The 26,022-nt window shown below is 42.5% G+C and carries 28 protein-coding genes; 7 read left to right on the top strand and 21 right to left on the bottom strand.

Annotated elements, in window-relative coordinates:
* Nucleotides 1–20: 20 nt before the first annotated feature.
* The gene (locus OCV39_RS13765) at nucleotides 21–398 is read right to left on the bottom strand and encodes a YijD family membrane protein (protein ID WP_017051817.1); all 378 of its coding nucleotides are present in this window, start codon (nucleotides 396–398) and stop codon (nucleotides 21–23) included.
* Nucleotides 398–1,039, bottom strand: a complete 642-nt coding sequence (gene fabR, locus OCV39_RS13770; RefSeq protein WP_029203275.1) for an HTH-type transcriptional repressor FabR — start codon at nucleotides 1,037–1,039, stop codon at nucleotides 398–400. The genes OCV39_RS13765 and fabR overlap by 1 nt, the downstream gene beginning before the upstream one ends.
* 299 nt (nucleotides 1,040–1,338) lie before the next feature.
* Here fabR and sthA point away from each other — a divergent pair, with 299 nt between their 5' ends.
* Entirely contained in the window at nucleotides 1,339–2,739 is a 1,401-nt protein-coding gene (sthA, locus tag OCV39_RS13775) for a Si-specific NAD(P)(+) transhydrogenase (RefSeq protein WP_261888630.1), read from the top strand.
* A gap of 135 nt (nucleotides 2,740–2,874) precedes the next feature.
* Here sthA and dinF read toward each other — a convergent pair whose 3' ends face one another.
* From dinF to lexA, 3 genes are all read right to left on the bottom strand, one after another.
* Nucleotides 2,875–4,245, bottom strand: coding sequence for an MATE family efflux transporter DinF (gene dinF, locus OCV39_RS13780; protein WP_261888631.1), 1,371 nt, complete (start codon nucleotides 4,243–4,245; stop codon nucleotides 2,875–2,877).
* 114 nt (nucleotides 4,246–4,359) lie between these two features.
* The gene (locus tag OCV39_RS13785; RefSeq protein WP_261888632.1) at nucleotides 4,360–5,172 is read right to left on the bottom strand and encodes a class I SAM-dependent methyltransferase; all 813 of its coding nucleotides are present in this window, start codon (nucleotides 5,170–5,172) and stop codon (nucleotides 4,360–4,362) included.
* Between the two features lie 83 nt (nucleotides 5,173–5,255).
* Complete coding sequence (lexA, locus tag OCV39_RS13790; protein WP_029203273.1) at nucleotides 5,256–5,870, bottom strand: transcriptional repressor LexA; 615 nt, start codon at nucleotides 5,868–5,870, stop codon at nucleotides 5,256–5,258.
* A gap of 469 nt (nucleotides 5,871–6,339) precedes the next feature.
* Between lexA and plsB the strand changes: the two genes are divergently transcribed.
* Complete coding sequence (gene plsB, locus OCV39_RS13795; protein ID WP_261888633.1) at nucleotides 6,340–8,760, top strand: glycerol-3-phosphate 1-O-acyltransferase PlsB; 2,421 nt, start codon at nucleotides 6,340–6,342, stop codon at nucleotides 8,758–8,760.
* 125 nt (nucleotides 8,761–8,885) lie between these two features.
* On the opposite strand, the gene ubiA is transcribed toward plsB, so the two are convergent.
* Nucleotides 8,886–9,740 carry a 4-hydroxybenzoate octaprenyltransferase gene (ubiA, locus tag OCV39_RS13800; RefSeq protein WP_017051811.1) on the bottom strand — a complete coding sequence of 285 codons (855 nt, stop codon included), beginning with the start codon at nucleotides 9,738–9,740 and terminating at the stop codon, nucleotides 8,886–8,888.
* Nucleotides 9,741–10,280, bottom strand: coding sequence for a chorismate lyase (locus tag OCV39_RS13805; RefSeq protein WP_261888634.1), 540 nt, complete (start codon nucleotides 10,278–10,280; stop codon nucleotides 9,741–9,743). It lies immediately after the preceding gene.
* A gap of 151 nt (nucleotides 10,281–10,431) precedes the next feature.
* Between OCV39_RS13805 and OCV39_RS13810 the strand changes: the two genes are divergently transcribed.
* Nucleotides 10,432–10,839, top strand: coding sequence for a flagellar basal body-associated protein FliL (locus OCV39_RS13810; RefSeq protein WP_261888635.1), 408 nt, complete (start codon nucleotides 10,432–10,434; stop codon nucleotides 10,837–10,839).
* Nucleotides 10,840–10,972: 133 nt separating this feature from the next.
* Here the strand turns inward: OCV39_RS13810 and glpG are convergent, their stop codons facing one another.
* The 6 genes from glpG to ftsY form a co-directional block, all read right to left on the bottom strand.
* Nucleotides 10,973–11,806 (bottom strand): rhomboid family intramembrane serine protease GlpG, encoded by an 834-nt coding sequence (gene glpG / locus OCV39_RS13815; protein ID WP_113798843.1) that lies wholly within the window; start codon nucleotides 11,804–11,806, stop codon nucleotides 10,973–10,975.
* Nucleotides 11,807–12,127 carry a thiosulfate sulfurtransferase GlpE gene (glpE, locus tag OCV39_RS13820; RefSeq protein WP_113798842.1) on the bottom strand — a complete coding sequence of 107 codons (321 nt, stop codon included), beginning with the start codon at nucleotides 12,125–12,127 and terminating at the stop codon, nucleotides 11,807–11,809. It abuts the gene before it with no gap.
* A 398-nt stretch (nucleotides 12,128–12,525) separates the two neighbouring features.
* A complete protein-coding gene (rpoH, locus tag OCV39_RS13825; RefSeq protein ID WP_017051806.1) occupies nucleotides 12,526–13,383 on the bottom strand; it encodes an RNA polymerase sigma factor RpoH in 858 nt (285 codons plus the stop codon).
* 206 nt (nucleotides 13,384–13,589) lie between these two features.
* Nucleotides 13,590–14,561 carry a permease-like cell division protein FtsX gene (gene ftsX / locus OCV39_RS13830; protein ID WP_113798840.1) on the bottom strand — a complete coding sequence of 324 codons (972 nt, stop codon included), beginning with the start codon at nucleotides 14,559–14,561 and terminating at the stop codon, nucleotides 13,590–13,592.
* Entirely contained in the window at nucleotides 14,551–15,225 is a 675-nt protein-coding gene (gene ftsE, locus OCV39_RS13835; protein WP_017051804.1) for a cell division ATP-binding protein FtsE, read from the bottom strand. The genes ftsX and ftsE overlap by 11 nt, the downstream gene beginning before the upstream one ends.
* A 44-nt stretch (nucleotides 15,226–15,269) precedes the next feature.
* On the bottom strand, nucleotides 15,270–16,580 hold the full coding sequence (gene ftsY / locus OCV39_RS13840) for a signal recognition particle-docking protein FtsY (protein ID WP_261888636.1): 1,311 nt from the start codon (nucleotides 16,578–16,580) through the stop codon (nucleotides 15,270–15,272).
* Nucleotides 16,581–16,764: 184 nt separating this feature from the next.
* Here ftsY and rsmD point away from each other — a divergent pair, with 184 nt between their 5' ends.
* Both rsmD and OCV39_RS13850 read left to right on the top strand, forming a co-directional pair.
* A complete protein-coding gene (gene rsmD / locus OCV39_RS13845) occupies nucleotides 16,765–17,364 on the top strand; it encodes a 16S rRNA (guanine(966)-N(2))-methyltransferase RsmD (RefSeq protein WP_017052888.1) in 600 nt (199 codons plus the stop codon).
* A complete protein-coding gene (locus OCV39_RS13850; protein ID WP_017052887.1) occupies nucleotides 17,361–17,627 on the top strand; it encodes a DUF1145 domain-containing protein in 267 nt (88 codons plus the stop codon). The genes rsmD and OCV39_RS13850 overlap by 4 nt, the downstream gene beginning before the upstream one ends.
* A gap of 75 nt (nucleotides 17,628–17,702) precedes the next feature.
* Here OCV39_RS13850 and OCV39_RS13855 read toward each other — a convergent pair whose 3' ends face one another.
* The 4 genes from OCV39_RS13855 to OCV39_RS13870 form a co-directional block, all read right to left on the bottom strand.
* Entirely contained in the window at nucleotides 17,703–18,287 is a 585-nt protein-coding gene (locus OCV39_RS13855) for a YhgN family NAAT transporter (protein ID WP_017052886.1), read from the bottom strand.
* A 97-nt stretch (nucleotides 18,288–18,384) separates the two neighbouring features.
* Nucleotides 18,385–18,618 (bottom strand): YecH family metal-binding protein, encoded by a 234-nt coding sequence (locus OCV39_RS13860; RefSeq protein ID WP_261888637.1) that lies wholly within the window; start codon nucleotides 18,616–18,618, stop codon nucleotides 18,385–18,387.
* 75 nt (nucleotides 18,619–18,693) lie between these two features.
* Nucleotides 18,694–19,314: a lysoplasmalogenase gene (locus OCV39_RS13865; protein ID WP_113798836.1), complete on the bottom strand. Its 621-nt coding sequence runs from the start codon at nucleotides 19,312–19,314 to the stop codon at nucleotides 18,694–18,696.
* 934 nt (nucleotides 19,315–20,248) lie between these two features.
* Nucleotides 20,249–20,617, bottom strand: coding sequence for a DUF4145 domain-containing protein (locus OCV39_RS13870; protein WP_261888638.1), 369 nt, complete (start codon nucleotides 20,615–20,617; stop codon nucleotides 20,249–20,251).
* Between the two features lie 247 nt (nucleotides 20,618–20,864).
* Between OCV39_RS13870 and OCV39_RS13875 the strand changes: the two genes are divergently transcribed.
* Nucleotides 20,865–21,200: a DUF2500 domain-containing protein gene (locus OCV39_RS13875; RefSeq protein ID WP_113798834.1), complete on the top strand. Its 336-nt coding sequence runs from the start codon at nucleotides 20,865–20,867 to the stop codon at nucleotides 21,198–21,200.
* 26 nt (nucleotides 21,201–21,226) lie between these two features.
* Here the strand turns inward: OCV39_RS13875 and OCV39_RS13880 are convergent, their stop codons facing one another.
* Nucleotides 21,227–22,240, bottom strand: coding sequence for an acyltransferase (locus OCV39_RS13880; RefSeq protein WP_261888639.1), 1,014 nt, complete (start codon nucleotides 22,238–22,240; stop codon nucleotides 21,227–21,229).
* Between the two features lie 121 nt (nucleotides 22,241–22,361).
* Entirely contained in the window at nucleotides 22,362–23,081 is a 720-nt protein-coding gene (locus tag OCV39_RS13885) for an SDR family oxidoreductase (protein WP_017052880.1), read from the bottom strand.
* Between the two features lie 143 nt (nucleotides 23,082–23,224).
* On the opposite strand from OCV39_RS13885, the gene OCV39_RS13890 reads away from it, so the two are divergent.
* Nucleotides 23,225–24,064: a LysR family transcriptional regulator gene (locus tag OCV39_RS13890; RefSeq protein WP_113798830.1), complete on the top strand. Its 840-nt coding sequence runs from the start codon at nucleotides 23,225–23,227 to the stop codon at nucleotides 24,062–24,064.
* Nucleotides 24,065–24,166: 102 nt separating this feature from the next.
* On the opposite strand, the gene arsJ is transcribed toward OCV39_RS13890, so the two are convergent.
* The gene (arsJ, locus tag OCV39_RS13895; RefSeq protein ID WP_017052878.1) at nucleotides 24,167–25,390 is read right to left on the bottom strand and encodes an organoarsenical effux MFS transporter ArsJ; all 1,224 of its coding nucleotides are present in this window, start codon (nucleotides 25,388–25,390) and stop codon (nucleotides 24,167–24,169) included.
* A 124-nt stretch (nucleotides 25,391–25,514) separates the two neighbouring features.
* Nucleotides 25,515–26,018, bottom strand: a complete 504-nt coding sequence (locus OCV39_RS13900; RefSeq protein ID WP_261888640.1) for a cyclin-dependent kinase inhibitor 3 family protein — start codon at nucleotides 26,016–26,018, stop codon at nucleotides 25,515–25,517.
* Nucleotides 26,019–26,022 lie beyond the last annotated feature (4 nt).

Raw genomic sequence — 26,022 nt, forward strand, 5'->3', positions numbered from 1 at the left:
TTTTTTATTTTAAAAATCACTTACTCAGCCGTTGGACGATCCATAAAGCCAAGTTTCTTGCCGACCCAAGCCAACAGAACAAGCATGACCATAATCGAGAAAAAGTTTGAGCCTGCTTCTGGATATTGTGCTTTTACGAAAGCGGAGTGGCCAAACATCCCGACAAAGAAACATGCCAAACCAACTAATGGAATATCTTCAGATACAGGACGGCTTAGATACTCTTGGTATAGCATCTGAACAGATAGTACCAATGCAATTAGTGGAAAAATAGAAAACGAAACTTCGCTCATTGTCATCCAAGACAAAAGAGCATCACCACATACACCCGCGATGAGTGCTAATACCAACGTTTTTTTTTCAGACTTACGAGTTGTAGCATTATTTTCATTCGACATTATTCAATCCTGCCTTTTAATCGGTTACGTTCACGTTCTTTTCGATACCAAAAAGCGCCCTTGGCAATCATTCGCAACTGCATAATCAATCTTTCTTCGAGCTCTTCTCGCTCATGTTTTTCTACATCTAATACTTCAGCACCAGAACTAAAAACAAGAGTGACCGACGCCTCAGCTTGAGTCATCGCCTCTTCTCTATTCATACCAGTGGTAATTAAATATTCTGTCAATTCTGCGGCAAAATGTTGGATTTCTCGAGCTACCGCAGTTCTAAATTCAAATGAGGTACCAGAGCGTTCACGTAATAAGAGGCGAAAAACGTTAGGATTACTCTCGATAAACTCCATAAAGGTCTCTACCGATGTCCGGATCACGCTGCCTTCTTTGACTATTCTTTGACGAGCTTGTCGCATCAGCTGTCTTAATAGTAATCCGCCCTCATCAACCATAGTTAAGCCTAACTCATCCATATCTTTAAAATGACGATAAAAAGAGGTAGGTGCAATACCCGCTTCACGAGCGACTTCTCGTAAGCTTAAATTCGAGTAACTTCTATCTGCACTCAGCTGACTAAATGCAGCGTCAATCAATGAGCGACGAGTTTTCTCTTTTTGCTGTGCGCGGATTCCCATGGACTTCATAGTTAACTAGGTCTTCTGTTGGCTATCATTGAATGATGTGTAGTGTTTAATATAACGCGAATAACGACGTAATTTAAGCTTTACATTCACCCACTTGAATAACCCAAAGAAGTTAATACACCCAGAGATCCAATTGCAATCGACAACTCTGTATTTGGAGACATACCGCATACCAAATTTGAGAATTAGATGAATCTGCGTGATCCGATCCACTCTCTGGGGTGCTTTTCATTTACCAAGACTACTAATCAGTTAAAATCTCGCTACAGCAATGTTAATAATTATAACAAGGATGAATTATGGCACATTCCAATCACTTTGACGTGATCGTAATTGGTAGTGGCCCCGGAGGTGAAGGGGCAGCAATGGGATTAACCAAAGCGGGATTGAATGTCGCTATTATTGAAAAGGAGAGCAGCGTTGGAGGAGGGTGTACCCATTGGGGCACGATCCCATCGAAAGCATTGCGTCATGCGGTCAGTCGTATTATTGAATTCAATAACAACCCCCTATTCTGTAATAACAACTCCAGCATTCACTCGACGTTTTCTAACATCCTTGGTCATGCCAAATCAGTCATTGATAAACAGACTCGCTTACGCCAAGGTTTCTACGATCGAAACCAATGCACCTTGGTATTTGGTACCGCCCGATTTACTGATTCTCACACAATCTCGGTCACTCAAGCCGATGGAACCATTGAAATCTACAGTGCCGATAAATTTGTGATTGCCACAGGCTCGCGCCCTTACCAACCCGACAATGTCGATTTTTTACATGAACGAATTTATGACAGCGATTCAATTCTATCGTTAAAGCATGACCCTCAACACATCATCATTTACGGTGCGGGAGTTATCGGCTGTGAATATGCTTCGATTTTCCGTGGCTTAGGCGTCAAAACAGACTTGATTAATACTCGCGATCGACTTCTCTCCTTCTTAGATAACGAAACCTCAGACGCTTTGTCTTATCACTTTTGGAATAGCGGTGTCGTGATCCGTAACGACGAAACCTTTGAGAAGATTGAGGGCACAGATGATTGTGTGATCGTTCATTTAGAGTCTGGCAAAAAAATGAAAGCCGACTGTATTCTCTATGCCAATGGACGAACCGGTAACACCGATAAACTCAATTTAGAAGCGACGAGGTTATCTGCAGACTCTCGTGGTCAAATTGCGGTGAACCAAAACTATCAAACTGAGATAGACCATGTCTACGCTGTCGGGGATGTGATTGGTTACCCTAGCCTAGCCAGTGCCGCTTATGACCAAGGTCGTTTTGTCGCTCAAGCGATCACTCATGGTCAAGCAAAAGGTCACCTGATTGAAGATATCCCGACGGGCATTTATACCATCCCGGAAATCAGCTCAGTAGGTAAAACAGAACAAGAGCTCACGGCGGCAAAAGTGCCTTATGAAGTGGGACGATCTGCGTTTAAACATTTAGCGCGCGCACAGATCTCAGGTAAAGATTTGGGTAGCTTAAAAATACTATTCCACCGAGAAACAAAAGAGATCTTAGGCATCCATGTTTTCGGAGAGCGTGCAGCGGAAATTATTCACATTGGTCAGGCCATTATGGAACAGAAAGGAGAGGCGAATACGATTGAGTACTTCGTCAACACTACCTTTAACTACCCTACAATGGCTGAAGCTTATCGTGTTGCCGCATTAAATGGGCTGAATCGCTTATTTTAACCTTCATATTTGCAAACCGATATCGGTTAGGCCGCGATGAGATTAAGTCGCTATAAGCAGATGTAACGTAGAGTTCATCCTTCAAATAACAACGCCCTCGTCAGTGAGGGCGCTTTTATTATAAAATTTAATTAATCAGGCAACACTGCTCTTCATGTCAACATCACCTAAAAACGTCCCTTTCTTCCATTGATAGATAAAAATAGTTCCCAAACCAATGCCACGCATTAGCATAAAACCGATCATCGCCAACCATAGCGCATGATTACCAAGTGAAGAAAAAAGAAAGAAGAGTAAAAAGAAACCGCTGGTTGCTATAAACATACTATTTCTCATCTCTTTGCCTTTCGTTGCACCAACAAAGATACCATCCAACAAAAAACACCACATCGCCGCGAGAGGCATAGCTACAAGCCAAGGTAAATAGGTATTGGCAAGCTCTTGGACCTCACCGATAGAGGTGATCAACAGGATCATGTGCGATCCCAAAAAAGCAAAAACAAAGGTCAGCCCAACGCAGATGATCAAGCTCCAGAAAAAAGTACCGATGAGCGATTGATTTAGCTCCGCACGATCCCTGGCTCCAATCGCTTTTCCAACCATGGCCTCCATCGCATATGCGAAACCATCCATGCCATAAGAGATCATCATTAGAAAACTCATCAATACCGCGTTAGCAGCAACCACTTCATCACCAAAGTTCGCACCTTTAAAGGTCATAAAGCTAAACGCGGCCTGCAAGCAAAGTGAACGTAAGAAAATATCACGATTTAAATTAATGAATCGGCTTAAACCAGAACGAGCTTGAGACAAAATCGCCATTGGGGAAGGCAGTGATTTTTGTCGCCACACACGAACGACACATAGCAAACCGAAGCTCATCCCTGCATAATCAGCTATAACGGAAGCAAAGGCAGCACCTTCGACCTTTAACCCTAACCCCATTACAAAAAGAATATCGAGTGCAATATTAGTGACATTGGCAATAATCACCATCCACATAGGCGCTTTCGAATTTTGCGTTCCGAGTAACCAGCCTAAAATGACAAAATTAGCTAACGCTGCTGGCGCACTCCAAGCTCGAATCGAAAAGTATTGCTCTCCGTAATGCTTAACTTGTTCACTCGCATCGCTAAAAGCGAAAATAATATCGGCGACGACGCTGTGTAATAGCAAGAAAATAAATGCAAAACTCAATGCCATTCCAACACCCTGAACAAAAACCAAAGCCAGTTGGCGTTTATCGTCACCGCCATATGCTTGAGCAGCAAGTCCTGTTGTCGACATTCTCAAGAAACCAAGTAACCAGAAAGTCACGCTGATCATCATGCTACCTAAAGCCACACCGCCGAGGTACCAAGCATGCTCAAGATGACCGATAACCGCAGCATCCACTAAACCTAATAAAGGAATCGTGATATTGGATAACACCATTGGGATAGCAAGCAACAACACGCGTTTGTGTACTGCTTGATTGGATAAAGTTTGGAAGAATAGATTCTGCACGCTCACCTCTTTGGTTGATGAGCGAGTGTAGCTTAGTCGAATTTCAGCCGCTACTCATTCAGCGGTGATCTCATACGCGACAATCAGCGACATCAAAGCAAGGCTCTAACTCACCTACCAGCGAAGTTGAATAAGAACGGGGGTTAACCTCTGCTTTAATGAGGGGAAACGGCATAACCATCGCTGCCAAAATTTCCAACGGCTGCAGTTTTTATCGAGTGGCGAAAATTGTCGAACCCACTGCGCCCATGGCAGCCAATTCAGTACTTTCTCACTAGGAGATGAAAAGCCGTGTTGATAATCACTAGAACCTAAACCTTGACCAATACGGGAAGAGGTTTGATCTCCCGCGAGAACCAAGCACGCATGAGCTTGAACAAAATGACGGCCTAGAGCTTGTACAAAGTTGGCAACCTGCTTTTCTGAACAATCTAACAACGCTTGTTCACACAAGAGCATCACAGGGGCTTGCTCAGGAATGTTCAACTTATCGAGCCATGATAAATCATTCACAGATCCACAGCTCAATTGGTAACGTTCATTCTTGTGAAATAGTTTCTGTCGCCACACTAGGTTTTCAGTGACATCCAGCTCAAGCCAATGACAACGACCGTTATCAATACGATAAAAACGAGTATCGAGCCCAGCTCCAACGTTAATCACCCACGCATCTGGGTATTGTTGTAAGAACAAGAGTACTTGTGCATCGCATAATTGAGTAAGAGTGGCATGAAGGAGTTGTTTCTGGTCAACATTCCCAGATAAGCATTCAGCAGCAAGATAGCAACGTTGACATGCTTGGGCTGCGATAGGGTCATACACCAGTCCATTATCAACTAAACTTTCTCGGCTTCGAAGCCAAAGAGGTTGTAACAAATTGGCTGGAATTTGATAACTAGAGTCAGTTTTTTTATTTGATTGGGGCATCATCATCTTCCTTATGTCACCATAAAGAAGATGATAATGAATATCAATTACACTTGCAAGTTATTGAGAATAAATCCCATAAACTACATCCAGTCTGTATTACGAATAATACCAACGGCGATGCCTTCAATCGCAAGATGTTGAGATGTGAGGTCAACTTGAATTGGCGAGAACTCTTCATTCTCAGCATGTAATAGTACGGTAGAACCTTTACGCTCTAAGCGCTTAACCGTTACATCTTCATCGACACGAGCCACGACCACTTGTCCATCATGCACATCTTGTGTCTTATGAACCGCAAGTAAATCTCCGTCCATAATTCCGATGTCTTTCATGCTTTCGCCATTTACGCGCAGTAAGAAATCCGCTTGAGGCTTGAACATACCAGGATCCACTTTGTAGTGAGTCTCAACATGCTCCTGGGCTAAAATTGGCTCACCTGCGGCAACTTGTCCAATGAGAGGCAAACCCTCATCAGGGGCATCTTCCAGAAGGATACGAATACCGCGTGAAGCTCCCGGAATGATTTCAATAGCTTGTTTTCGAGCAAGCGCTTTTAAATGTTCTTCTGCAGCATTCGCAGAACGGAAGCCAAGTTCACGGGCAATTTCGGCTCGTGTTGGTGGCATTCCGGCTTCTTCAATCTTACTTTTGATTAGATCGAAAACTTGTTGCTGGCGGGGCGTTAACGGCTTCATAAGTCACCTGTCTTTTTATACAGTTGACTGTGAGTATATCCAGTAAGTGGTGAAATGAAAAGCTAATTGGTTGTTTTTTAATTTGTTTCATAAAGACGCACGAGTTCCTGCATCATTACCGAGGAAAAACCTCTCTTTTTTAGTCTTTTAATCTCTTCATTCATTGCGAGAACGACTGAACTATTCATACATTCAGCCGATTAAACATTAATGCTTCTAGAACGATGGTTTAATATTTTTTAACCCGTTATCGCGTATACTTAAATTTAGTGAGTGAATACTTTTACATTAATTGATGCTCACATGACTAATACCATTAAAAGGTTAGACCAGTTTCTGGTATTCTTGCATCGCTTAAATTTAACGCTTATGCCTATCTCTATTTTTTTCCTAAGCCTTTCTGTCTTATGTGGTTGAAAGTAAAGATACGCCTATGTATTTTTTATAACTTTCGAGGCTGCGAACCTTTATGTCTTCAGGGCACTCTTTCTCACGTTCATTACTAAAATTACCCATGTCATTATTGGTAAAAGGAACGGCTATTCCTTCAGATCCTATTGAAGACCATAGTATTGATATCAATAAACCCATTGTTTATGCATTGCCTTTTCGCTCCAGTGTCGACCTACTGACTCTTCAAAAACATGCTCTAGAGTTCGGGCTACCCGATCCACTTTCACCTTTAGAGATCAATGGCCAATCCTTTAAACGTTTTGTGTTTATCTCATCACGACCTACGATTGTTCAAAATGATCAGCATGTTCCAAGTGATTCAATTTCGTTATTCTCAGAGCTACTAAAATTACATAGCTTGGATTCTGAGTTAGACGTACAGGTTATCCCTGCGACGGTACTTTGGGGTCGCAAGCCAGGTAAAGAAGATAAACAGAAGCCGTACTTGCAAGCGATGAATGGTTTACAAAAAGCGAAAGCCGTTATCGTATCTGGCCGAGACTGCCTCGTTCGCTTTAGCCCTGTGGTATCACTACGCCATATGGCAGATACCCACGGCACCGACGAAACTATCGCGCACAAATTAGCTCGAGTGGCTCGAATTCACTTTTCTCGCCAAAAACTGGCAGCATCTGGCCCTAACTTACCTAATCGCATGGTGCTGTTTGATCGCTTACTGAAATCAGCGGTTATTGAGAAAGCGATTGAAGAAGAAGCACAAGCCAAAAACATCCCGATAGAGAAAGTGCGCAAAGAAGCTCAAGCGATCATGGATGAAATTGCTGCGAACTTCTCATATTCGCTCATCCGAAATGGTCAAAAAATATTGGGCTGGGTATGGAATAAAATCTATCAAGGTCTGAATATTAATAATGCGGCAACCGTGCGTCGTTTAGCACAAGATGGACATGAAATCGTTTATGTTCCTTGTCACCGCAGCCACATGGACTACTTACTACTTTCTTATGTGCTTTATCATGAAGGTATGGTTCCACCACATATTGCCGCTGGTATTAACTTAAACTTCTTCCCTGCGGGTCCTATTTTCCGCCGTGGTGGCGCGTTCTTTATTCGCCGTAGCTTTAAAGGCAATAAATTATATTCGACTATTTTCCGTGAGTATTTAGCAGAGTTGTTCACTAAAGGTTACTCTGTCGAATATTTCAGTGAAGGTGGACGCTCTCGTACTGGCCGCTTGCTGCAAGCGAAAACAGGTATGCTTGCGATGACGATTCAAGCCATGCTCCGTGGATTGGATCGCCCTGTTACGTTAGTTCCGGTTTACATCGGCTACGAGCACGTAATGGAAGTGGGCACTTACGCCAAAGAGCTACGCGGTAAACGCAAAGAGAAAGAGAATGCGAGTTTAGTTCTACGAACCATTCGTAAACTGCGTAATTTCGGCCAAGGGTACGTGAACTTTGGTGAGCCAATTCCTCTGAATCAATACCTAAATGAACATGCTCCTGAGTGGAATAAAGATATTGATGCGATGGGCACAACCAAACCACAATGGCTAAACCCTGTGGTTAATCAACTTGCCACTAAGATGATGACGCATATCAATGATGCTGCTGCCACCAACGCGTTAACTTTATGTGCCACCGCTCTATTGGCTTCTCGTCAGCGTGCATTATCTCGTGATTCATTGATCTCTCAGATTGACTGTTATCTATCGATCTTAAGAAACATCCCTTACTCAGCAACCAGTACAATTCCAAGTGAGAGTGCGGCTGAGTTAGTGAAACACGCGGAGTCACTGAATAAGTTTGTAATCGAATCTGACAGCATGGGTGACATCATTTCACTCGATCGCAACCAGTCGATTTTGATGACTTACTATCGCAATAACATCATTCATTTAGTTGCCTTGCCTTCGCTCATTGCACAGATGTTGATTCGTCATCGCCACTTATCGATTCAACAAGTCCAAGAGAATGTTGCGAACATTTATCCTTTCTTAAAGAAAGAGCTGTTCTTAAGCTATGAAGATGAGCAGTTAGATGGCGTAGTAACGGCGATTGTGAATGAACTTTCTCAACAGAAAATGCTCACGATTGATGACGATGTCATCTCAATCAATGAATCAAATAGCCAGACGTTAATGCTGCTAGGACGCACGATTACAGAGACGCTACAACGCTACTCGATTACGATGAATTTATTGGTATCAAACCCTGAGCTAGGTAAATCAGATTTAGAACAGAAGAGCCAAGATATCGCTCAGCGCTTAGGTCGCCTACACGGTATCAATGCACCAGAATTCTTCGATAAAGGCGTGTTCTCTGCGATGTTCAATACATTGAAAGAACAAGATTATCTCGACCAAGATGGTAACTGTGACTTAGAGAAAACGCGTGAATTCTCTAATCTACTGTTTTCTATGCTTTACCCAGAGATACGCCTAACCATTCAAGAAAGTGCTTACCACGCTTAAGTGAGCGTTGGTAACACCATGATCAAAAAGGCATCCTACCGAGGGATGCCTTTTTTCTATCTTTCTATCTTTCTATCTTTCTATCTTTCTATCTTTCTATCTTTCTATCTTTCTATAGCTTTTGGTTACCAGTAAGCAATAAACAAACCCAATGTGACAAGCATGCCGACATAGTTATTATTCAAAAAAGCTTGAAAGCAGAGATCACGATCTCGATGACGAATTAGGTGCTGCTGATAGACAAACAGAGCGCCAACGATTAACAATGCCCAATAATAACTCGCCCCTAGCGTTAACCAGTTACCCAGCACAATCAGCATCGCTAGCGATATTAACTGAAAAGACCCTACCGCCATCTTATCAAAACGACCGAATAATATAGCCGTCGATTTGATGCCGATATTAAGATCATCATCTCTATCCACCATGGCATACTGAGTATCGTAGCCAATTGTCCATAGTGCATTAATACCAAAGACAAACCACACTAACGTCGGTAATTCACCAGACTGTGCAGCCCAAGCCATAGGAATCGCCCAACTGAATGCCAAACCGAGGAACAGTTGTGGTAAGTGGGTAAAGCGTTTCATGAATGGATAGATGAACGCTAACACAAGCCCGACAAAAGAGAGCTGAATGGTGAGTGGGTTCATGGTTAATACCAGCAGAAAAGAGACCACTGCGAGCACTAAAAACAGCCCTACCGCCTCTTTCGAGCTCACTTTTCCTGCGGGTAATGGACGTGACTTGGTTCTTTTTACATGCCCATCGACTTTGCGGTCGGCAAAATCATTAATCACACAACCAGCAGCACGCATTAGAATCACACCTGCGACAAATACCACAAGCACGCTTACATCTGGGATGCCTTGTGCTGAAATAATTAATGCCCAAAGGGTCGGCCATAAGAGCAACAAGGTTCCAATCGGTCTGTCCATACGCATCAACTGCCAATAGGCGCGAGCTTTCGATGCTGTCATTTACACTCTCTCCTTAGAGTAAATTGGGGATGTCGGTAAAAATAGTTCAGCCACGAGCATCGGCTTATGGTTCATCCATAACCGAGAGCGACGAGCCAATAATGGACCATCAGGAGTCATAACCACTCCCACTTGTAAGCCATCTCGCTTAACGGCATCAGCACTGAACACAGTCAGCCCTAATGGGATATCTCCTTGCCTTGCTAAATCATACTGCTGATCAATCAATGTTGAACGTGGGATCAGTGTTCGACCGACAACCCAAGCTTGTTTATCACCACTCAACACCACTTCTCGTAATAAACATTCTTGAGGAGATAATAAGCTCGCTTCGTCATCCTTGAGTACGGACATATCAACAATCTGGTTATGTAACAGTTCAACCGTCAAATTCTGACAATGCTCACCTAATCGACGTGAAAGTGATCCTTGCTCTAAAAGCCATTGCTTGGCAAATTCACTCGGAAACACGAAATTTTCTATTTTTTGCCACTCTACCTCTAATAAATAAGATAGATAAGGTGCTGTAAGTTGATTCATACTAGTATTCAATTAGTGGCTTTATATCGTACAATAAAGCTTCAATGAGTGGTCACTCTGACCATATTGTTTATTATAAATTTTTGACTCTCCATTGTACCAAGACAAAGGCGTTTCGAATATCGAGATAAGAGAAAGAAAAGTTAGCACTATGTATAAACGTTATATAACCCAGATATTTCTCGCATTCAGCGTTCTTATGTCGCTCCCAACCATTGCGGAAGAAGAAGCGGCTCCAACATTGGCTTACTTTACATTAGAACCGGATCTAACAACCAATTTTCATACCAAAGGTAAGAAGCTTGGCTATATTCAAGTTCGTATCGATATCATGGTCGCTAATTCAGCAGACTTAGCGACGGTGGAGCTTCACCAACCATTAATTCGTGATGCTGTTATTGAGCTACTTGGCCAACAATCAGAAGATACCGTAAAATCACTCTCAGGACGTGAAGATTTGAGAAAAGTGTTAGTTGATCACCTAAATACGATTTTACTCCCTGAAACGGGAAAAACGTTAATCGCCGATCTACTTTTCACAAAATATCTTTATCAATAAAACGCGTCACCAGTAAAGCTTTCTATTAATAAACCATCTATTAGCTCTAGACCAATGAGGTCTATACCGATGAAAGAACCAAAAAAGCGACTTCATGTCGCTTTTTTTATATTCAAACCCAACAGAAAGGCTATTACGCTTTCTTATATTTAGCACTGTCGATGTAGGCAAGAACAACACCGCTGAGCAAACCTGCTAAGTGTGCACTATTTGCTATCGCCATAAATGGTTGAACAAACCCCAGAACGAGCCATACCAGCATGAACCCCACTATTGGTTTTGGAATCGATAAACCTTGATGTGGCGCACGAGTGCCAAAGACCCATAAGTAGCCAACCAATGCATACACAACCCCTGAGAGCCCACCAAAATTAGCCCCTTCAATCCAGTATTGCCCTGCTCCTGATAAAGCGGAAGAAATGACGAATATCTGGGCGAGCTTGAACGCACCCAGCTTTTTCTCAATATCGCCGCCAAGTTGCCACCACCACAGAACATTAAATGCGATGTGCATGACAGAAAAGTGCAATACAGCATGGCTCAACCAACGCCAAATTTGCCATTGTTGTCCTTCAATTGCTGGGAAATGCAAAGCAGAAAATATCTGCTGTCCAAAACCAACTTGTTGCAAAATAAAAACGACAATACAAGTCAGCATAATCACAAGAGTAAAAGGTCCAGCCTTTGCTTTTATCATGGCTAGCATGCTTGGCATTGGATAATGTAGTACGTTCTTTCTCGTTTCAGCCACATCCCACGATGCAGCTTGGTATTTACTCTGCTGAGGGTTTTGCAAAAATTGATTCAGTTCAGATTCGACCTCAATTTGAAATTGCGCATCCCTGAGCCACAATGCAAACTGACCACTTCCTTCTGGCATCATCTGAACTTCAATTTGACGCGTTGCCATATAATCAATGAACGATTGGGCAACTCGAGGATTATTTAATGTGATCAGTCTTATCATTTAGTGATTCTCTATTGGTAACTGTGCACGGTGCCAAGCTTCAAACCCACCATCGACACTATAAACCTGTTCAAAGCCTTGGTTAATTAGATATTGTGCCGCACCTTGGCTACTAATTCCGTGGTAGCACATAACTAAAATAGGCTGTTCAAATTCTACTTCATCCATAAAGGAAACCATACTGTCATTGGTCAAATGATAAGCCGATTTCGCATGAGCAACAGCAAAAGACTGTGGGTCTCGAATATCGGCAAGGCGAGCGCCTTTTTGATCTATCAGGTTGTTGGCATCTTGAACATTAATGTGTTGAAACTGTTCCATTGACTTTCTCTTAGGCTAATTATTATTTCGTCATTGTAACCTATCCCAAGACAAACAAGCACAGACACTCAGTAGGGTTATCCACTAACGTTCAAAAAACCATCGTTTGTGGATAAAGCTGTGGATTGCGTTGATAAAGTGTCACCTAGAAATTAGATCCACTATATATAGTAATGATCCTTATTTATTTGTGTGTAAGATGGAAAGTATCCCCACAAGACAAACCGCTCTCCTGCCTTGATACACCCTGCTTTTTCACTACTGTTGAAGAATTACCCCACAGACTTACCCACAGGTAAAGTTGTCATATACGATCTTATTTCGATTTATTTTCGATCACCCACAAAAAAGCCGAGATCAAATGATCTCGGCTTTTTCATAATATCTGTTTGAGGTCGTTAGAACTCTCCAACCGCCAGTTTCAATTTCTTCATGGCATTTTTTTCTAGTTGGCGAATTCGTTCAGCAGAAACACTGTAAGTTTCGGCCAACTCTTGCAAGGTCGATTTATTATCTTCTAACCAACGAGATCGCACGATATGCTGACTGCGCTCATCAAGAGTAGCCAAAGCGAGCCCTAAGCGGTTATTAGTATGCGACTCCCAGTTATCCGCCTCAATGTTTTCTGCAACATCTGAAGCATGATCTTCAAGATACAGAACAGGAGCAGTATAAGCAGAAGCTGAATCATCATCGTCAGAAGGCATTTCAAACGTTGGATCTTGAGCAGCCAAGCGAGATTCCATTTCGCGAACTTCAGAAGGGTCGACACCCAACTCTTTCGCTACCGTCTCAACTTCACCATTATTAAACCAACCTAAGCGTTTTTTTGACTTACGTAGATTAAAGAATAATTTACGCTGAGCTTTTGTCGTTGCTACTTTTACGATACGCCAGTTACGTAATACATACTCATGGATTTCAGCTTTAATCCAATGAACAGCAAAAGAGACCAGTCGGACGCCCACTTCTGGGTTAAAGCGTTTTACCGCTTTCATCAAACCGATGTTACCTTCTTGGACAAGGTCGGCCATTGGCAGTCCGTAACCGGAATAACCACGAGCCACATGGACAACAAATCGAAGGTGAGAAAGGATCAAACCTTTCGCTGCATCGATTTCACCCTTGTAATGTAGTCGCTCAGCTAGACTGCGCTCTTCTTCTGGTGTCAGCATTGGGTAGCTGTGAGCAGAACGAATATAGCTGTCTAAACTGTCTTGTGTGACTAGAGCCATTGGGTATGCTTGCTTTGTCATTCAATTCCTCATCAATCTCTGATCTGGAGTATTACCTACTTCGAATCGATTAAACTTACATCGATTGAGTATTCTAACCGCCTATCTTGAACCTAAAATGAACAGGATTCAAGTTGGGGGAAGTTATTATGCATAAACTTTCCCCTGATACAAGTCAATAAATAAACCACAGAGCTTACTTATTGCTTAAATATGACCCCATTCACTTATACAGGTTCAATTTCTTTTAGGTGCCTTTGTGCAGAAAGCTTCGCAGCCATACAACCGAGTAACGTCCCAAGCATGAGCAACAATAAGGACTCATCCCAACTCAAGCCTATTAATCGAAATTGACTGTCATAAAGCCGAGCAAGATCGGCGACAGTACTGTTAAGTAATACGGTTATTAATGCGGTTAATACCCACGCACTTACCGCACCTAACAGACCAAACCACATTCCTGAATAAAGGTATGGGCGTAATATAAAGCTATCAGTCGCACCGATAAGCTTCATGGTTTGGATTTCATCTTTATTCGCCAATACATTAAAGCGTAATGTATTACCTACAATCAAAAATACGGCACCAACCATCAAAATCGTTAATGCAATGACGATTGCCGTAGCTAACGTCTGAATGGCACTCAACCGAGCCAACCAATCTTCATCCAAACGCACATCTGTCACTTCTTGTTTCGCTTGAACCTGCTTAGCGATACCTTTTACTTCTGTGTTATCACTCACATTAGGAGTAATAACAAGGACACCGGGCAAGGCGTAGTCATCAAGCAGACTGATCGCTTGATCAAAACCAGAATACTGACTTAATTCACTGAGACCTTGTTGTGGAGAGATATATTCGACCCCCGCCACCACATCCCATCGTTCAATTTCATCTTTAAGCACCATGACCCGGGCGTCTGGCATTCCTTCTTCTATATAAGCACTCACTTGCGAAGAGCCCGTAACATCTTGTGCCGCAACTGAAATATTTTTACCCAATAAGTAAAGACAAGCTGGCATGCTCAATGCCATTGAAATAACGGCTAGGGTTAATAAGTTGCCTAAAGGGCGGCTCCACAATGCTGAAAATGAGGATTTTGCTTGGTTGATGTGGATGCGAATGAAACCATCTGTTTTTGGTCGGTAGCCCGTTCGAGATTTATTTTGGACTTTTTTATTACGACGATTAGCGGCCATAATCTTCGACCTCACTCAAAAAACCTTGATTCAACTCTAAGTGACGATACTGAGGTCGAGAATTCACAAGGCTGACATCATGCGTCGCTAATAGAATGCTGACACCTGCACGATTGAACTCTTCAAATAGCTTAAGTACTCGGCTGGAAAGTTCGGTATCTAAGTTACCAGTAGGTTCATCGGCCAATAGTAGCGTTGGTCGGTTAACCACTGCTCGTGCAATGCCAACGCGCTGTTGCTCACCGCCAGACAGTTGGCTTGGCAAACAACGCGCTTTATCTAATAGATCGGTTTTATCTAATGCTGCCGACACTCGGCGTTTTATCTCATTTTCAGAGATAGATTCAATTCGCATTGGTAGCGCGACGTTCTCAAATACACTGCGATCCATTAACAAGCGGTGTTCTTGGAAGACAATACCAATGTTACGACGCAAAAATGGGATATCTTTGTTTGGGATTCGCGTGATGTCGTGATTATTAAAACTGATTTTGCCATCAGTTGGTCTTTCAATCGCGCAGATCAATTTCAACAAGGTACTTTTACCTGCACCAGAATGCCCCCCCAAAAACGCCATTTCACCGCGACGTAAATGAAAATCCACTTTCTGCAATGCTTGTCGCCCACCGCGATAAGCTTTACTCACTTGTTGAAATTTGATCACCGAATATATCCTCTTACAAGTTAGTCACCATTAACGGCGAACTATTACTCTTCTCGGCTAAATAGCGCTTCAATAAAATCTTGAGTTTCAAACGGACGTAAATCGTCAATGCCTTCACCCACGCCAATAAAACGGATAGGGATCTGGAATTGGTCTGCAATCGCAAAGATAACGCCGCCTTTTGCTGTGCCATCCAATTTAGTCAATGTGATACCGGTTACTGGCGCAACTTCACTAAACAACTTTGCTTGGCTAATTGCGTTTTGTCCTGTACCCGCATCAAGGGTTAGCATAATTTCGTGCGGTGCTGAATCATCAATTTTCTTCATCACTCGAACAATCTTACGCAACTCTTCCATCAGGTTGCTCTTATTCTGTAAACGACCAGCGGTATCGGCGATCACAACATCAACACCACGCGCTTTCGCCGCTTCAATGGCGTCATAAATAACAGAAGCACTGTCTGCTCCGGTATGTTGCGCGATCACAGGAACGTCGTTACGCTCACCCCAAACTTGCAGTTGTTCAACGGCTGCCGCTCGGAAAGTATCACCCGCCGCAAGCATGACTTTTTTACCTTGGCCTTGGAACTGCTTCGCAAGTTTGCCAATTGTCGTGGTTTTACCAACACCGTTCACACCCACCATCAAAATAACGTAAGGTGTTTTGGTGGTATCCACTTCTAGTGGCTGGTCGACTTGAGTCAAGATGTCTGACATCTCTTCTTTTAATAGGCCATATAACGCTTCACCATCTTTCAAATCTTGACGCGATGCTTTTTCCGTTAGGTTTTCGATGATTTTGACTGTGGTGTTCATTCCCACATCAGCAATAAGCAACTGTTCTTCGAGTTCTTCAAAAAGATCTTCATCGATTTTTTTGCCTTTAAACAAGCCAAAGAACCCTGCACCAATATTGGCTTTCGTGCGGCTTAAGCTGCGTTTTAGGCGTGCAAAAAAGCTTTCCGTTGGTTTCTCTTGCTCTTGAACTCTGACTTCTGCTTCTGCTTCTGCTTCTGCTTCTGCTTCTGCTTCTGCTTCTGCTTCTGCTTCTGCTTCTGCTTCTGCTTCTGCTTCTGCTTCTGCTTCTGCTTCTGCTTCTGCTTCTGCTTCTGCTTCTGCTAGGTCAGCATTATCTGCAGTCGCCTCTTCTTCAATACTATTTTGTGTAGTTTCTTCAACCTCAGAAACCTCTTCTTTAAGCTCATCGACCAATTCCTGCTGGGCAAGTTCTTGCTCAACGGCTTCTTGTTCTAATGCTGACTCTTCAATCTCTTGCTTTTCTACTGGGGCTTTTTGATCATCATCACCAAAGCCAAGCCACGAGAGTAATCCGCGCTTCTTTTTTTCTGTCATCTGAGGAGCTTCCTAGATCTACTTAAATAATTACAACTCTCTGCCTTTTCGACAAAGAAAAATGATAAAGCAGTGAAAATTTTTCATTTAGCTTGCTACACTTCACCATTACAAATTTGTTTAACACCCACTCCAATGTCATGGGGCTCGGTATAGTATCACTTTATTAGCGGTCAAAAAATCTATGGTAAGACGTCGTCAGCAAAACACATCACAAAAAAAGCCTTCAACTGGCTTTGTGCGTATCATTAGTGGCTTATGGAGAGGCAGAAAACTTCCTGTCCATGATGCTGAAGGTCTACGACCAACGACCGATCGTGTGAAAGAAACGGTATTTAATTGGTTAGCACAAGATATCCCACATGCTAACTGCTTGGATGTTTTTTCTGGTTCAGGAGGGCTAGGTTTTGAAGCCGCCTCTCGTCAAGCAGACAAAGTGACCTTATTGGAGTTAAACCCTGCGGCTTTCCAACAGATTAAGACTAACATCACCGCGTTGAAAGCCAATAACATAACGGCAGTAAAAACCGATGCTTTAGCTTTTTTAGGCCAATCAGGTACCCCTTATGATGTGGTTTTTATTGATCCTCCCTTTCATAAAGGCTTACTGACAGAAACCGTTACACTTTTAGAGCAAAATGGTTGGCTCAGTGATGGCGCGATGATCTATATTGAGACAGAAAAAGAACTGCTGTTAGAGGGGATACCTCAGCATTGGAACTTACACCGCGAGAAAACCGCAGGCCAAGTTTGCTATCGATTATTTGAAAGGGTAACTGAATGAAAATTCTAATTTTATTAGCGAAAGCGTCTATTGCTTTTGTGTGGTTTGTATTGCTGTTTAATATTTTTCAGCCTTTCCCAGGCAAAGCAGCCATTGCTCTATATATCATGACGGCCTTTCTGTTCATTATGCATGGCTTGCAAATGCTTATCTTCATTGGAGCTTTCGGCGATAAAGTCAAAATGAGTCGCTGGGAACGATGGTCGATTCTTTTCTTTGGTATTTTCGCTCTGCTGGATATACGTCGTAAACATATGATGTGATCTTTCATCGTACCAAATAAAAACGGAGCTCATTATCGAGCTCCGTTTTTTTATTCAATACACTCTATTCGTAGTCTAGCCTAGGTAAAGCTTCACACCATCGAGGAACATTTGAGTTGAAATCATCACTAGCATGAGCCCCATGAGTCGCTCAATGGCTTTCAGTCCCTTCTCACCAAGTAATTTATGGAAGAAGTTATAGAACATCAAAATAAAGAAAGTAGCCCCCCAAGCGAGTAACACAGCGATAGACCAGTCAAAAAGTCTATCGGGCTCTTTACTTGAAAGCAGAAGCAAAGATGCAAGAACCGATGGCCCAGCAATCATGGGAATGGCCATTGGTACGATGAAAGGTTCATCACCCGCCGCCAAACCAGTAATGCTTCCTGCTTGCGGGAATATCATCTTAATCGCAATGATAAATAGAATGATACCACCAGAAATACTTAATGTTTCAGGCTGGACGTGAAGGAAACTCAAGATCCCCTGACCTGCAAATAGAAAGACCATGAGAATAATTAGAGCAAAGAAAAGCTCTCTAATTAAAACCATTCTTCTACGCTTTGGATCTAAGTGTTTTAGGATCGATAAAACGATAGGCAAGTTACCAAGTGGATCCATAATAAGGAACAACATGGTTGCAGCAGATAAGATTTCCATGAAGATAGTCTCACAAAGCCAGAATTGGCGCAGTATAACAGCCTAATTCTGGCTTTTCGATGCTAAAAGCGGGAATACTATTTAGAATGAAAACGTATTAGTGATGACAAACACGCTCTATATTTGTTGCCAGTTTTCCATCCACTTCCACCAGCTTTCCTTTTGATAGTAGGAACTCAAGCAGATCATCTAATGTAAGATCGCTGTGCTGACAAGTACAAAAGCGAGTATCTTGACCATGTTCAGCGGCAACATGTGCATGTAGGTCTTCTTTAGACATTGGGGTTTCGTTTAATAAATTCAGCACATTATGGCCATGAACTTCAGTCATTTTATCCACTCCTATTTTGAGGCACACAGCATAGCGAATTATCAATGCTCTGTTTTGATTTATCACAGTTTAATTTTAGAAAATGATAGAAGACACAATAAGCGCATGGGCAAGAAAATAACTACCTGATATCCAGTAGTTCGCACCTCTTATCGGCTTTCGATAACTGTTAATAACAAACATTAACCCCGAAAAAATAAGAATAAAACAGCCAATAAACCCAAGACTATGCCCTAGCGTGGGTTCTAGTAACCACAACTCTCCACTCGCCCAGCTTAACTGTATTAAGACAATCCCCATAATTGTGGCTGGAAATAGAAAACTATCAAGCTGGGGAAGAAGCAACAGAAACGCCACGATACTGGTCGCCAACAACAATGCAGGTAACCACCACACAATATCGCCAGAAAGCTGCAACCAAAATAGTTTGCTATAGCATATTTGTGCAATCAGAAAGCCAATAAAAGGTAAGACTCTTTTTTCTGTCAGTACGTGCAACACATCTGAGAACATGAAGAGCGCTAAACCCGAAACCATCCAGAACGCAGTGCTTTGAGTCTGAACTTCGGTCAAAACAATCAAAATCAGTAACAACAGCGTAAATACTTTCGCTGCTAAAGAGTGAGTTCGCTCGCCTCGATTAGCGGCCGAAATACAAATATAGCCTGATAGGCTAACAGCTAGCCAACTCCACATATCATTACCTCTGATGATTCATCGCCGTCAGTCTAGGGAGCTATGATTTGATGTAAAGCGATATAGAGAAAAAGTTGGATCTTGATTGTGAATAAGTATTTATTGGCATTACGAGTTTATAAATAATCTAGCCGCGTATTCCTCACAACGCTCAAGCCTTTTATAGCGGCCTCTTCGGCTCAAAAATTAAAGTAAGACACCAAAAGCAAACGATTACAGCGCTTACTCTCTAGCAACCTCCATCTGCGAGCATGGTCATGCCTACTTTTGTCCTTTGAAATCCTAAAAAAAACCAGAAACACCCAACAAATAATTATTAATTTCATATAGTTAAAACAAAAATAACAACTTACACAGAGACAGACTCCACAACCTATCCAGAGCCAACAAAACAATGTAATTGATGACGATTTATTGTCATTGCATCTTTTTTTTGACACTCACCTTACAAACAGAACCAACAGGAATAATTAAAAGTATCATTTACCGACCAAAACAAGATTCAGATAAGGAAAGCGCAATTAAGCAAACTTTACATCTATTAACACAATAAAAACACTAAATACCACCAACAAAAACAACAAGTTAAAACCATTGCCGTATGTTTTTTAGACTTAACGCACAAATAAAAAACACATCAAAAATACAAAAAAAGTAAGGATATAAACAAGATTACTGGGTAGATAATGTATATTTACGAAAGCTTGACAACAAATTAGTTGATCAAACCACCAAAGTAATGCTATTGTTAAAGACATAGAGAACATCCACCAAACAAAGGAGCAGTGTTATGATTTCTTCGTCGCAAAAACAAGGGCTTGTAATGATCGCAGTAGTTGTTGGCCTAATGACACTGCCAATGATGTACTAATCAGTACTATCAAAAATACAAAAAGGGACGCGATTGCGTCCCTTTTTTGTTTTATTCTCATTATTATGAAAGATGATTCATTAATTCATCCCAGTGTAAGTAATAAACACCCAATGCTGCAAAAGTGATCAGCCCCATCAATAACACCACAACTCGCCAAATGAATCGGCTACTTCTCGGGGTTAACTCTCTTTCACATTCATCACACACCGATAAAAACTGTTTTCGGTCATCAAGCTTATAATTATCCTCGTGAACAATCTTATTACGAATCGTCGCGATATATCTCAACTTACCGATAACGTCGTGAGGTAACCTCTCTTCACTACTGGTAATCAGTTGATGCAAACCCTTTCCATCGGCATGGTATTGAACTCTCAACAGCTTCTCGATCTTTCGAGTGTGCGTGACGACTTTCTCAATATCAGACATCGCAGTTCTCCTTAACTCATCATAATTCTAGTCGAGCTACTTTCCATTCTTCTATAAATAGAACACATTTTCGAGCACTTAAGCGTAAATTTGAGTAAATACGATGCATATACCACACCAAAGATTGTGAAGTGAGCCGAAAAATAACTCCCCATGTCTAAGTAAAATCGCAGATAAATATCAAAGTCCGACTTTCAGAGCACTTCTCCATATAGAATATAGACTTATTACAATAGGGGTCATCACCATGCCAGTCTCACTTTTACTCTCTCTTATTACTTTAGCTATCCTCGCAGGTTGGGGGTTCAGTCGATTCTACCAACAACATATTCAAGGTGAGAATGCACCAGAACAAACTGCGAATGTAACGATTCTTGATAAGCAATCCATTCAGATAGAAGACGCTCAGCCAGGAGAAGATGACCAAGAGTATTGGATTTATGTACAGCGAGGCCGCATGGGATTAAAACGAGAATTTCAAGTTGGCATTCACTACTTTCATGCACTTCAACCGGGGGATAAAGGGGCGATGACATACCAAGGAACTCGCTTTCTACATTTTGCGAAACAGAGAGAAAGCTAAGCACCTTTATTAATCGCACTCGCTATCTATGGTAATAACCAGCGCGTTTTGGCTGAACGAGACAACAACCAACTTAACCCTAAGGCACCAGCGCCTCCAATGATGACCCACAGAGGGATAACCCAAGCAGGATGGCCTTGATGCCAGTTAAACGCTTTCATCGGCCATAAAAAAATCGGATGAAGAATATAAATCCCTAAACTATGTTGGCTAATGAAACTCACCACTTGATGACTACGGTGAGATAGCCTTTCACCATAATAACGACACAGCACAAACACCATGCTCGCCGCTAAAACCGTATTCAGCGTTTTGTAAGATAACCAGCGCCCTACCGTATATTTTTCAGCAGTGATACTTCCTGAAACCACCATTGCAATCGTTGCAGCCAAAGCAATGACCCCTAACGTTACCGAAAGGAAGAGGGTCATTTTATTTAACGGCACTTTTTTAAACAGCAGATACCCCAATGGTAAGTACCCACTATACAGCCATAACTGGTGACTCCAAGGGCCATCAATTTTAAATAGAAATAGCGTGGTGGTCAGTAACCATATTGCGGTATACGCATATATGGCGGAGTCGTCTGTTTTCCTGACTAAGATCTGCAGGAATGGGATCACAAAATAGAGTGGAATAAAGTAGTAAAAGAAGCCTAAATGGTAGTAAGTGTAATGGTGGTAACTATTAAGCAGCACACCCCAACTCACCGCACCATCAAATCCTGCAGCCGACCAGCCTGAAAGATAAGTGTAGAAAAGAGACCAAATAATAAAAGGAAGCAGCACTTTTCCTAAGCGTCTTTTGACATAATACTTCGCATCAAAAGAGCGTGTATCACTCAGCATTAATGCACCAGTGATAAGAATAAACACTGGGACAGCCCAACGACTCATACTATTAATGCTCACCGCCGTTAACCACTGGTCGAATGGAATCGAACCTAACTCAGAACGGTAAGGGGCGAGTACATGAATGGCAATAACGGCAATCGCTGCCACACATCGCAATAAATCGAAAAATTGAACTCTTTGTCTCATATAAATTGATGACCTGTAGTCGAGCCGAATAAGTGGCGTCATCAAACTATAACAACAAAAAAGCTGACCTGTGAATACACAAGGTCAGCGATAAGTAAAAGCTTATGTCGGTTGCAAAAAATTATGCAGGTTGACGAGTCGCAGCAATCACGATTTCACGTACACAGACATTTTGTGGTTGGTTGTAAGCGTAGCTGATGGCATTAGCGATATCTTGAGGAGCAATTGCACCACCCATGCCTTCTTTCCACTCTTGGTAACCAGAAATAATATCTTCGTTAGTTGTGTGGCTAAGAAGATCTGTCTCTACCGCACCTGGTGCAATCGTGATCATGCGTACGCTATCATCTGCCACTTCTTCGCGGATGTTTTCAGTAATCGCATGAACCGCAAATTTAGTACCACAGTAAGCCGCATGGCTTGGGAATGTTTTACGACCTGCAACAGAACTGATGTTGATAACCGTACCTGTTTTACGCGCTTTCATTTTCTCTAGAACTAAGTGAATACCGTTTAGAAGACCAAGTACGTTCACGTCAAACATTTGCTTCCATTCTGCTGGATCTTGAACATCAGCATTACCAAGCAGCATTACGCCAGCGTTGTTAACTAAACCGTCAACTGGGCCGAATTTTTCTTCTGCTTCAGCAACTGCACTGCGGAAGCTTTCTAGATCTGTGATATCTACTTGACGACAAAGTGTGTTTGGTAGGTTTAATGCTTCTAGTTTTTCAACGCGACGAGCAAGAAGCAGTAATGAAAAACCTTCAGATGAAAGTTGCTTCGCTGTTGCTTCACCAATACCAGAGCTTGCACCTGTAACGACGATTAATTTAGACATTCTGATTCTTCCTATCTTGTTTGAGTCACACGTTTTGTGTGGATGGCGCTACTATATGGATAACAAGAGTAAATGATAAATATCGTTTTCTTAGAGTTATGATAAGTTAAACTTATGGTTTGATTTTTAGAAAAGGAATGAGGATGGACTTACGCCTGTTACGCAGCTTTGTTGCTGTTTATGAAGAGAAAAATATCACGGCAGCGGCTGAACGTTGTTTTGTCTCTCAACCCTCCATTTCAAATGCCGTAAAACAGCTAGAGGAAGAGTTAAATACGTCGCTCTTTGTTCGACATAAAAAAGGGGTCGACCTCACTGATGAGGCGCATTACCTCTACCCTCTTGCCATTCGTTTACTTAATGACATAAATAAGTTACCTAGCTTATTCCAAGAAAGAACCGAATGCTTACCGATCAAGCTGGCAAATTTCCCTGATATCAGCCAGCTTGAAATGGCAAAACTGCTCAAAAGATTAACTCAGCAGATCCCAAACCTACTGATAGAGATTGTCGATCATGATGCAGAGTGCGATGCGAGAATCACCCTAGATCTATTTCAGGGGGAAGATGAGATATTCCTACCGCTATGGGATGAGGACTACGTTCTTTGTATGTTGCCTGATCACCCACTTTCCGAACAAGAGAGTGTCGAGCCATATCAACTCCACCAGCACGATTTTATTGAGTGTCCACCTTGCCAAGCGCATCAACAAACCGTTGGACTACTGGCTTGTGATGGACTCGCCCTGAATATGGTGGCAAAAGCAGAACACAAAACTCAAGTCATGCACTTGGTGCAGTCTGGGTTAGGTATTTCATTTCTACCGACTGGTGTATTAGAAGCCTCTCAAAAACTGATCACTCGCCCGCTCAATGGACCAAGAATGTTTCGCCGCTTAGGGCTATGTTACCCCGCCACAACGAGCTTACAACCAGCATTGCAACTGATCTTAAAAGCGCTAAGTCGAGAGCATAACGAGTAAATTAAATTATCCAATTAACGCTCGTTACGATGAATAGAAAAAAAACCGCGTAGGATAACCATACGCGGCTTCTTCATCACTCATGCCAACCAATAAGATCCCCTACTGAATGGCTCTATCTTTCGAAAGTGTCGGGAGTTTGAGTGAAATGAGTGTCGTCACCAATAGAAAAGCAAACGAAACCCACAAACACGCTGCCAGCCCCGCCACTTGGAATACCCAACCCGACAGAATCGTACCAATCAAACGGCCCATCGCATTCGCCATGTAGTAAAAACCGACATCCATTGATACGCCATCACCCTTGGCATAACTCACAATAAGGTAAGAGTGTAATGATGAGTTGACCGCGAATACCGCACCGAAGATCATCAACCCCAATACAATCACTAATTGTGGCTGCCAACCGATTTGTACGGCATAAGCAATCAGCCCTGTAATGATGGCAAGTAACCCTGCCCATCGTAGAGCCGCATGACCATCTGGCACTCGTCCTTGCGCTTTCCCTGTGATCTTAGGGGCAAAGCCTTGAACCACACCATACGCAATAACCCATGTCGCGAGAAAACCACCGACCCACAAGTGATCCCAACCAAACACGCTACCCAGGTAGACAGGCAGAGCAACGACAAACCATACGTCACGGGCACCAAATAAGAACATTCGCGCGGCGGACAAAATATTGATCGGTTCAGACTTAGAGAAGATCTGAGTAAATTTAGGTTTATTTTTCGCTTTGCCCATATCGCTTTCTAACCACGATAAACTGCCAATCAGTACCACCGCGAGGACAGAAGCCATCAACAGAACCGAGGCTTGAAAGCCAATCATCGATAACAGCAACCCACCTAGGAAAAAACCCGCACCTTTAAGTGCATTCTTAGACCCCGTGAGAATCGCAATCCATTTATACAACGCACCTTGTTGGTTATCTGGCACTAGTGTCTTGATCGCGCTTTTTGCACTCATTTTATTTAAATCTTTGGCGATTCCTGATAATGCTTGAGCCGCCATCACCCATGGTATCGTCAACCACCCACTTGGCACCGCGAGCATGAGTAAGGCGATAATTTGCATTGCTAAACCGACATTCATGGTTCGATTTAGCCCTAATCGAGCACCCAACCAGCCACCAATGAGGTTCGTCACCACTCCAAAGAATTCATAGAAAAGGAACAGAGACGCGATCGCTAACGTTCCGTAACCTAAATCATGGAAGTAGAGCACCACCAACATGCGAAGCGCACCATCGGTTAATGTAAAATTCCAATAATTAAAAGTGACCAATATATATTGGCGAACGCTTTTGCTTAGGCTTGAAAACATAACGTCATACCTATCGAAGGAAAATGATTCAGGTAGTTCATGGAGCTTTTATTCCCCGAGCTGTCGCTCATAGAGCTTTAGGGACATGGTGATCCTAAAGCTCTTTTCGCTAACGAATCAAAAATTATTGAGCCGCGACACTGTTGATGTATTCAACTTGAACGGATTTGGTAAACGCTCCCGGACGAAGAGCTTGAACATCACGAATAATCTCTTCTAATGCCCAGTTTTTCTCTAATAGAAAGTGCGCTGCAAATAGCCCTGTACGACCTGACCCACCCATGCAGTGCATCGCCACCTTGCCGCCATCTTCCACAATACGATGCAGTATTGGACTCACGGCTTGCCATTTTTTGGCAAAATCAGCCCCTGGCGCACAGTCATCTTCAATTTCAATCTGAAACCATCGCATGCCTAGAGCCTGGGTCTTCTCACCGAGTTCGCTCACGCCTTTACTTGCCAGTTCAGCATCATCAAGTGCTGTGACAATCGCTTCAACACCTTGAGCTTTAAGCTGGGCTAAAGAAGTATCGAGATCGACCCCTTTAGTACCTGGACACGGTGTGAGCACTAAGGCTCCCGTCTCTACATCCAGTTGCCACGTTGGGTGAACAGTAGAATTTGTCATGATG

This window comes from Vibrio cortegadensis (assembly GCF_024347395.1).
Lineage (GTDB): Bacteria > Pseudomonadota > Gammaproteobacteria > Enterobacterales > Vibrionaceae > Vibrio > Vibrio cortegadensis.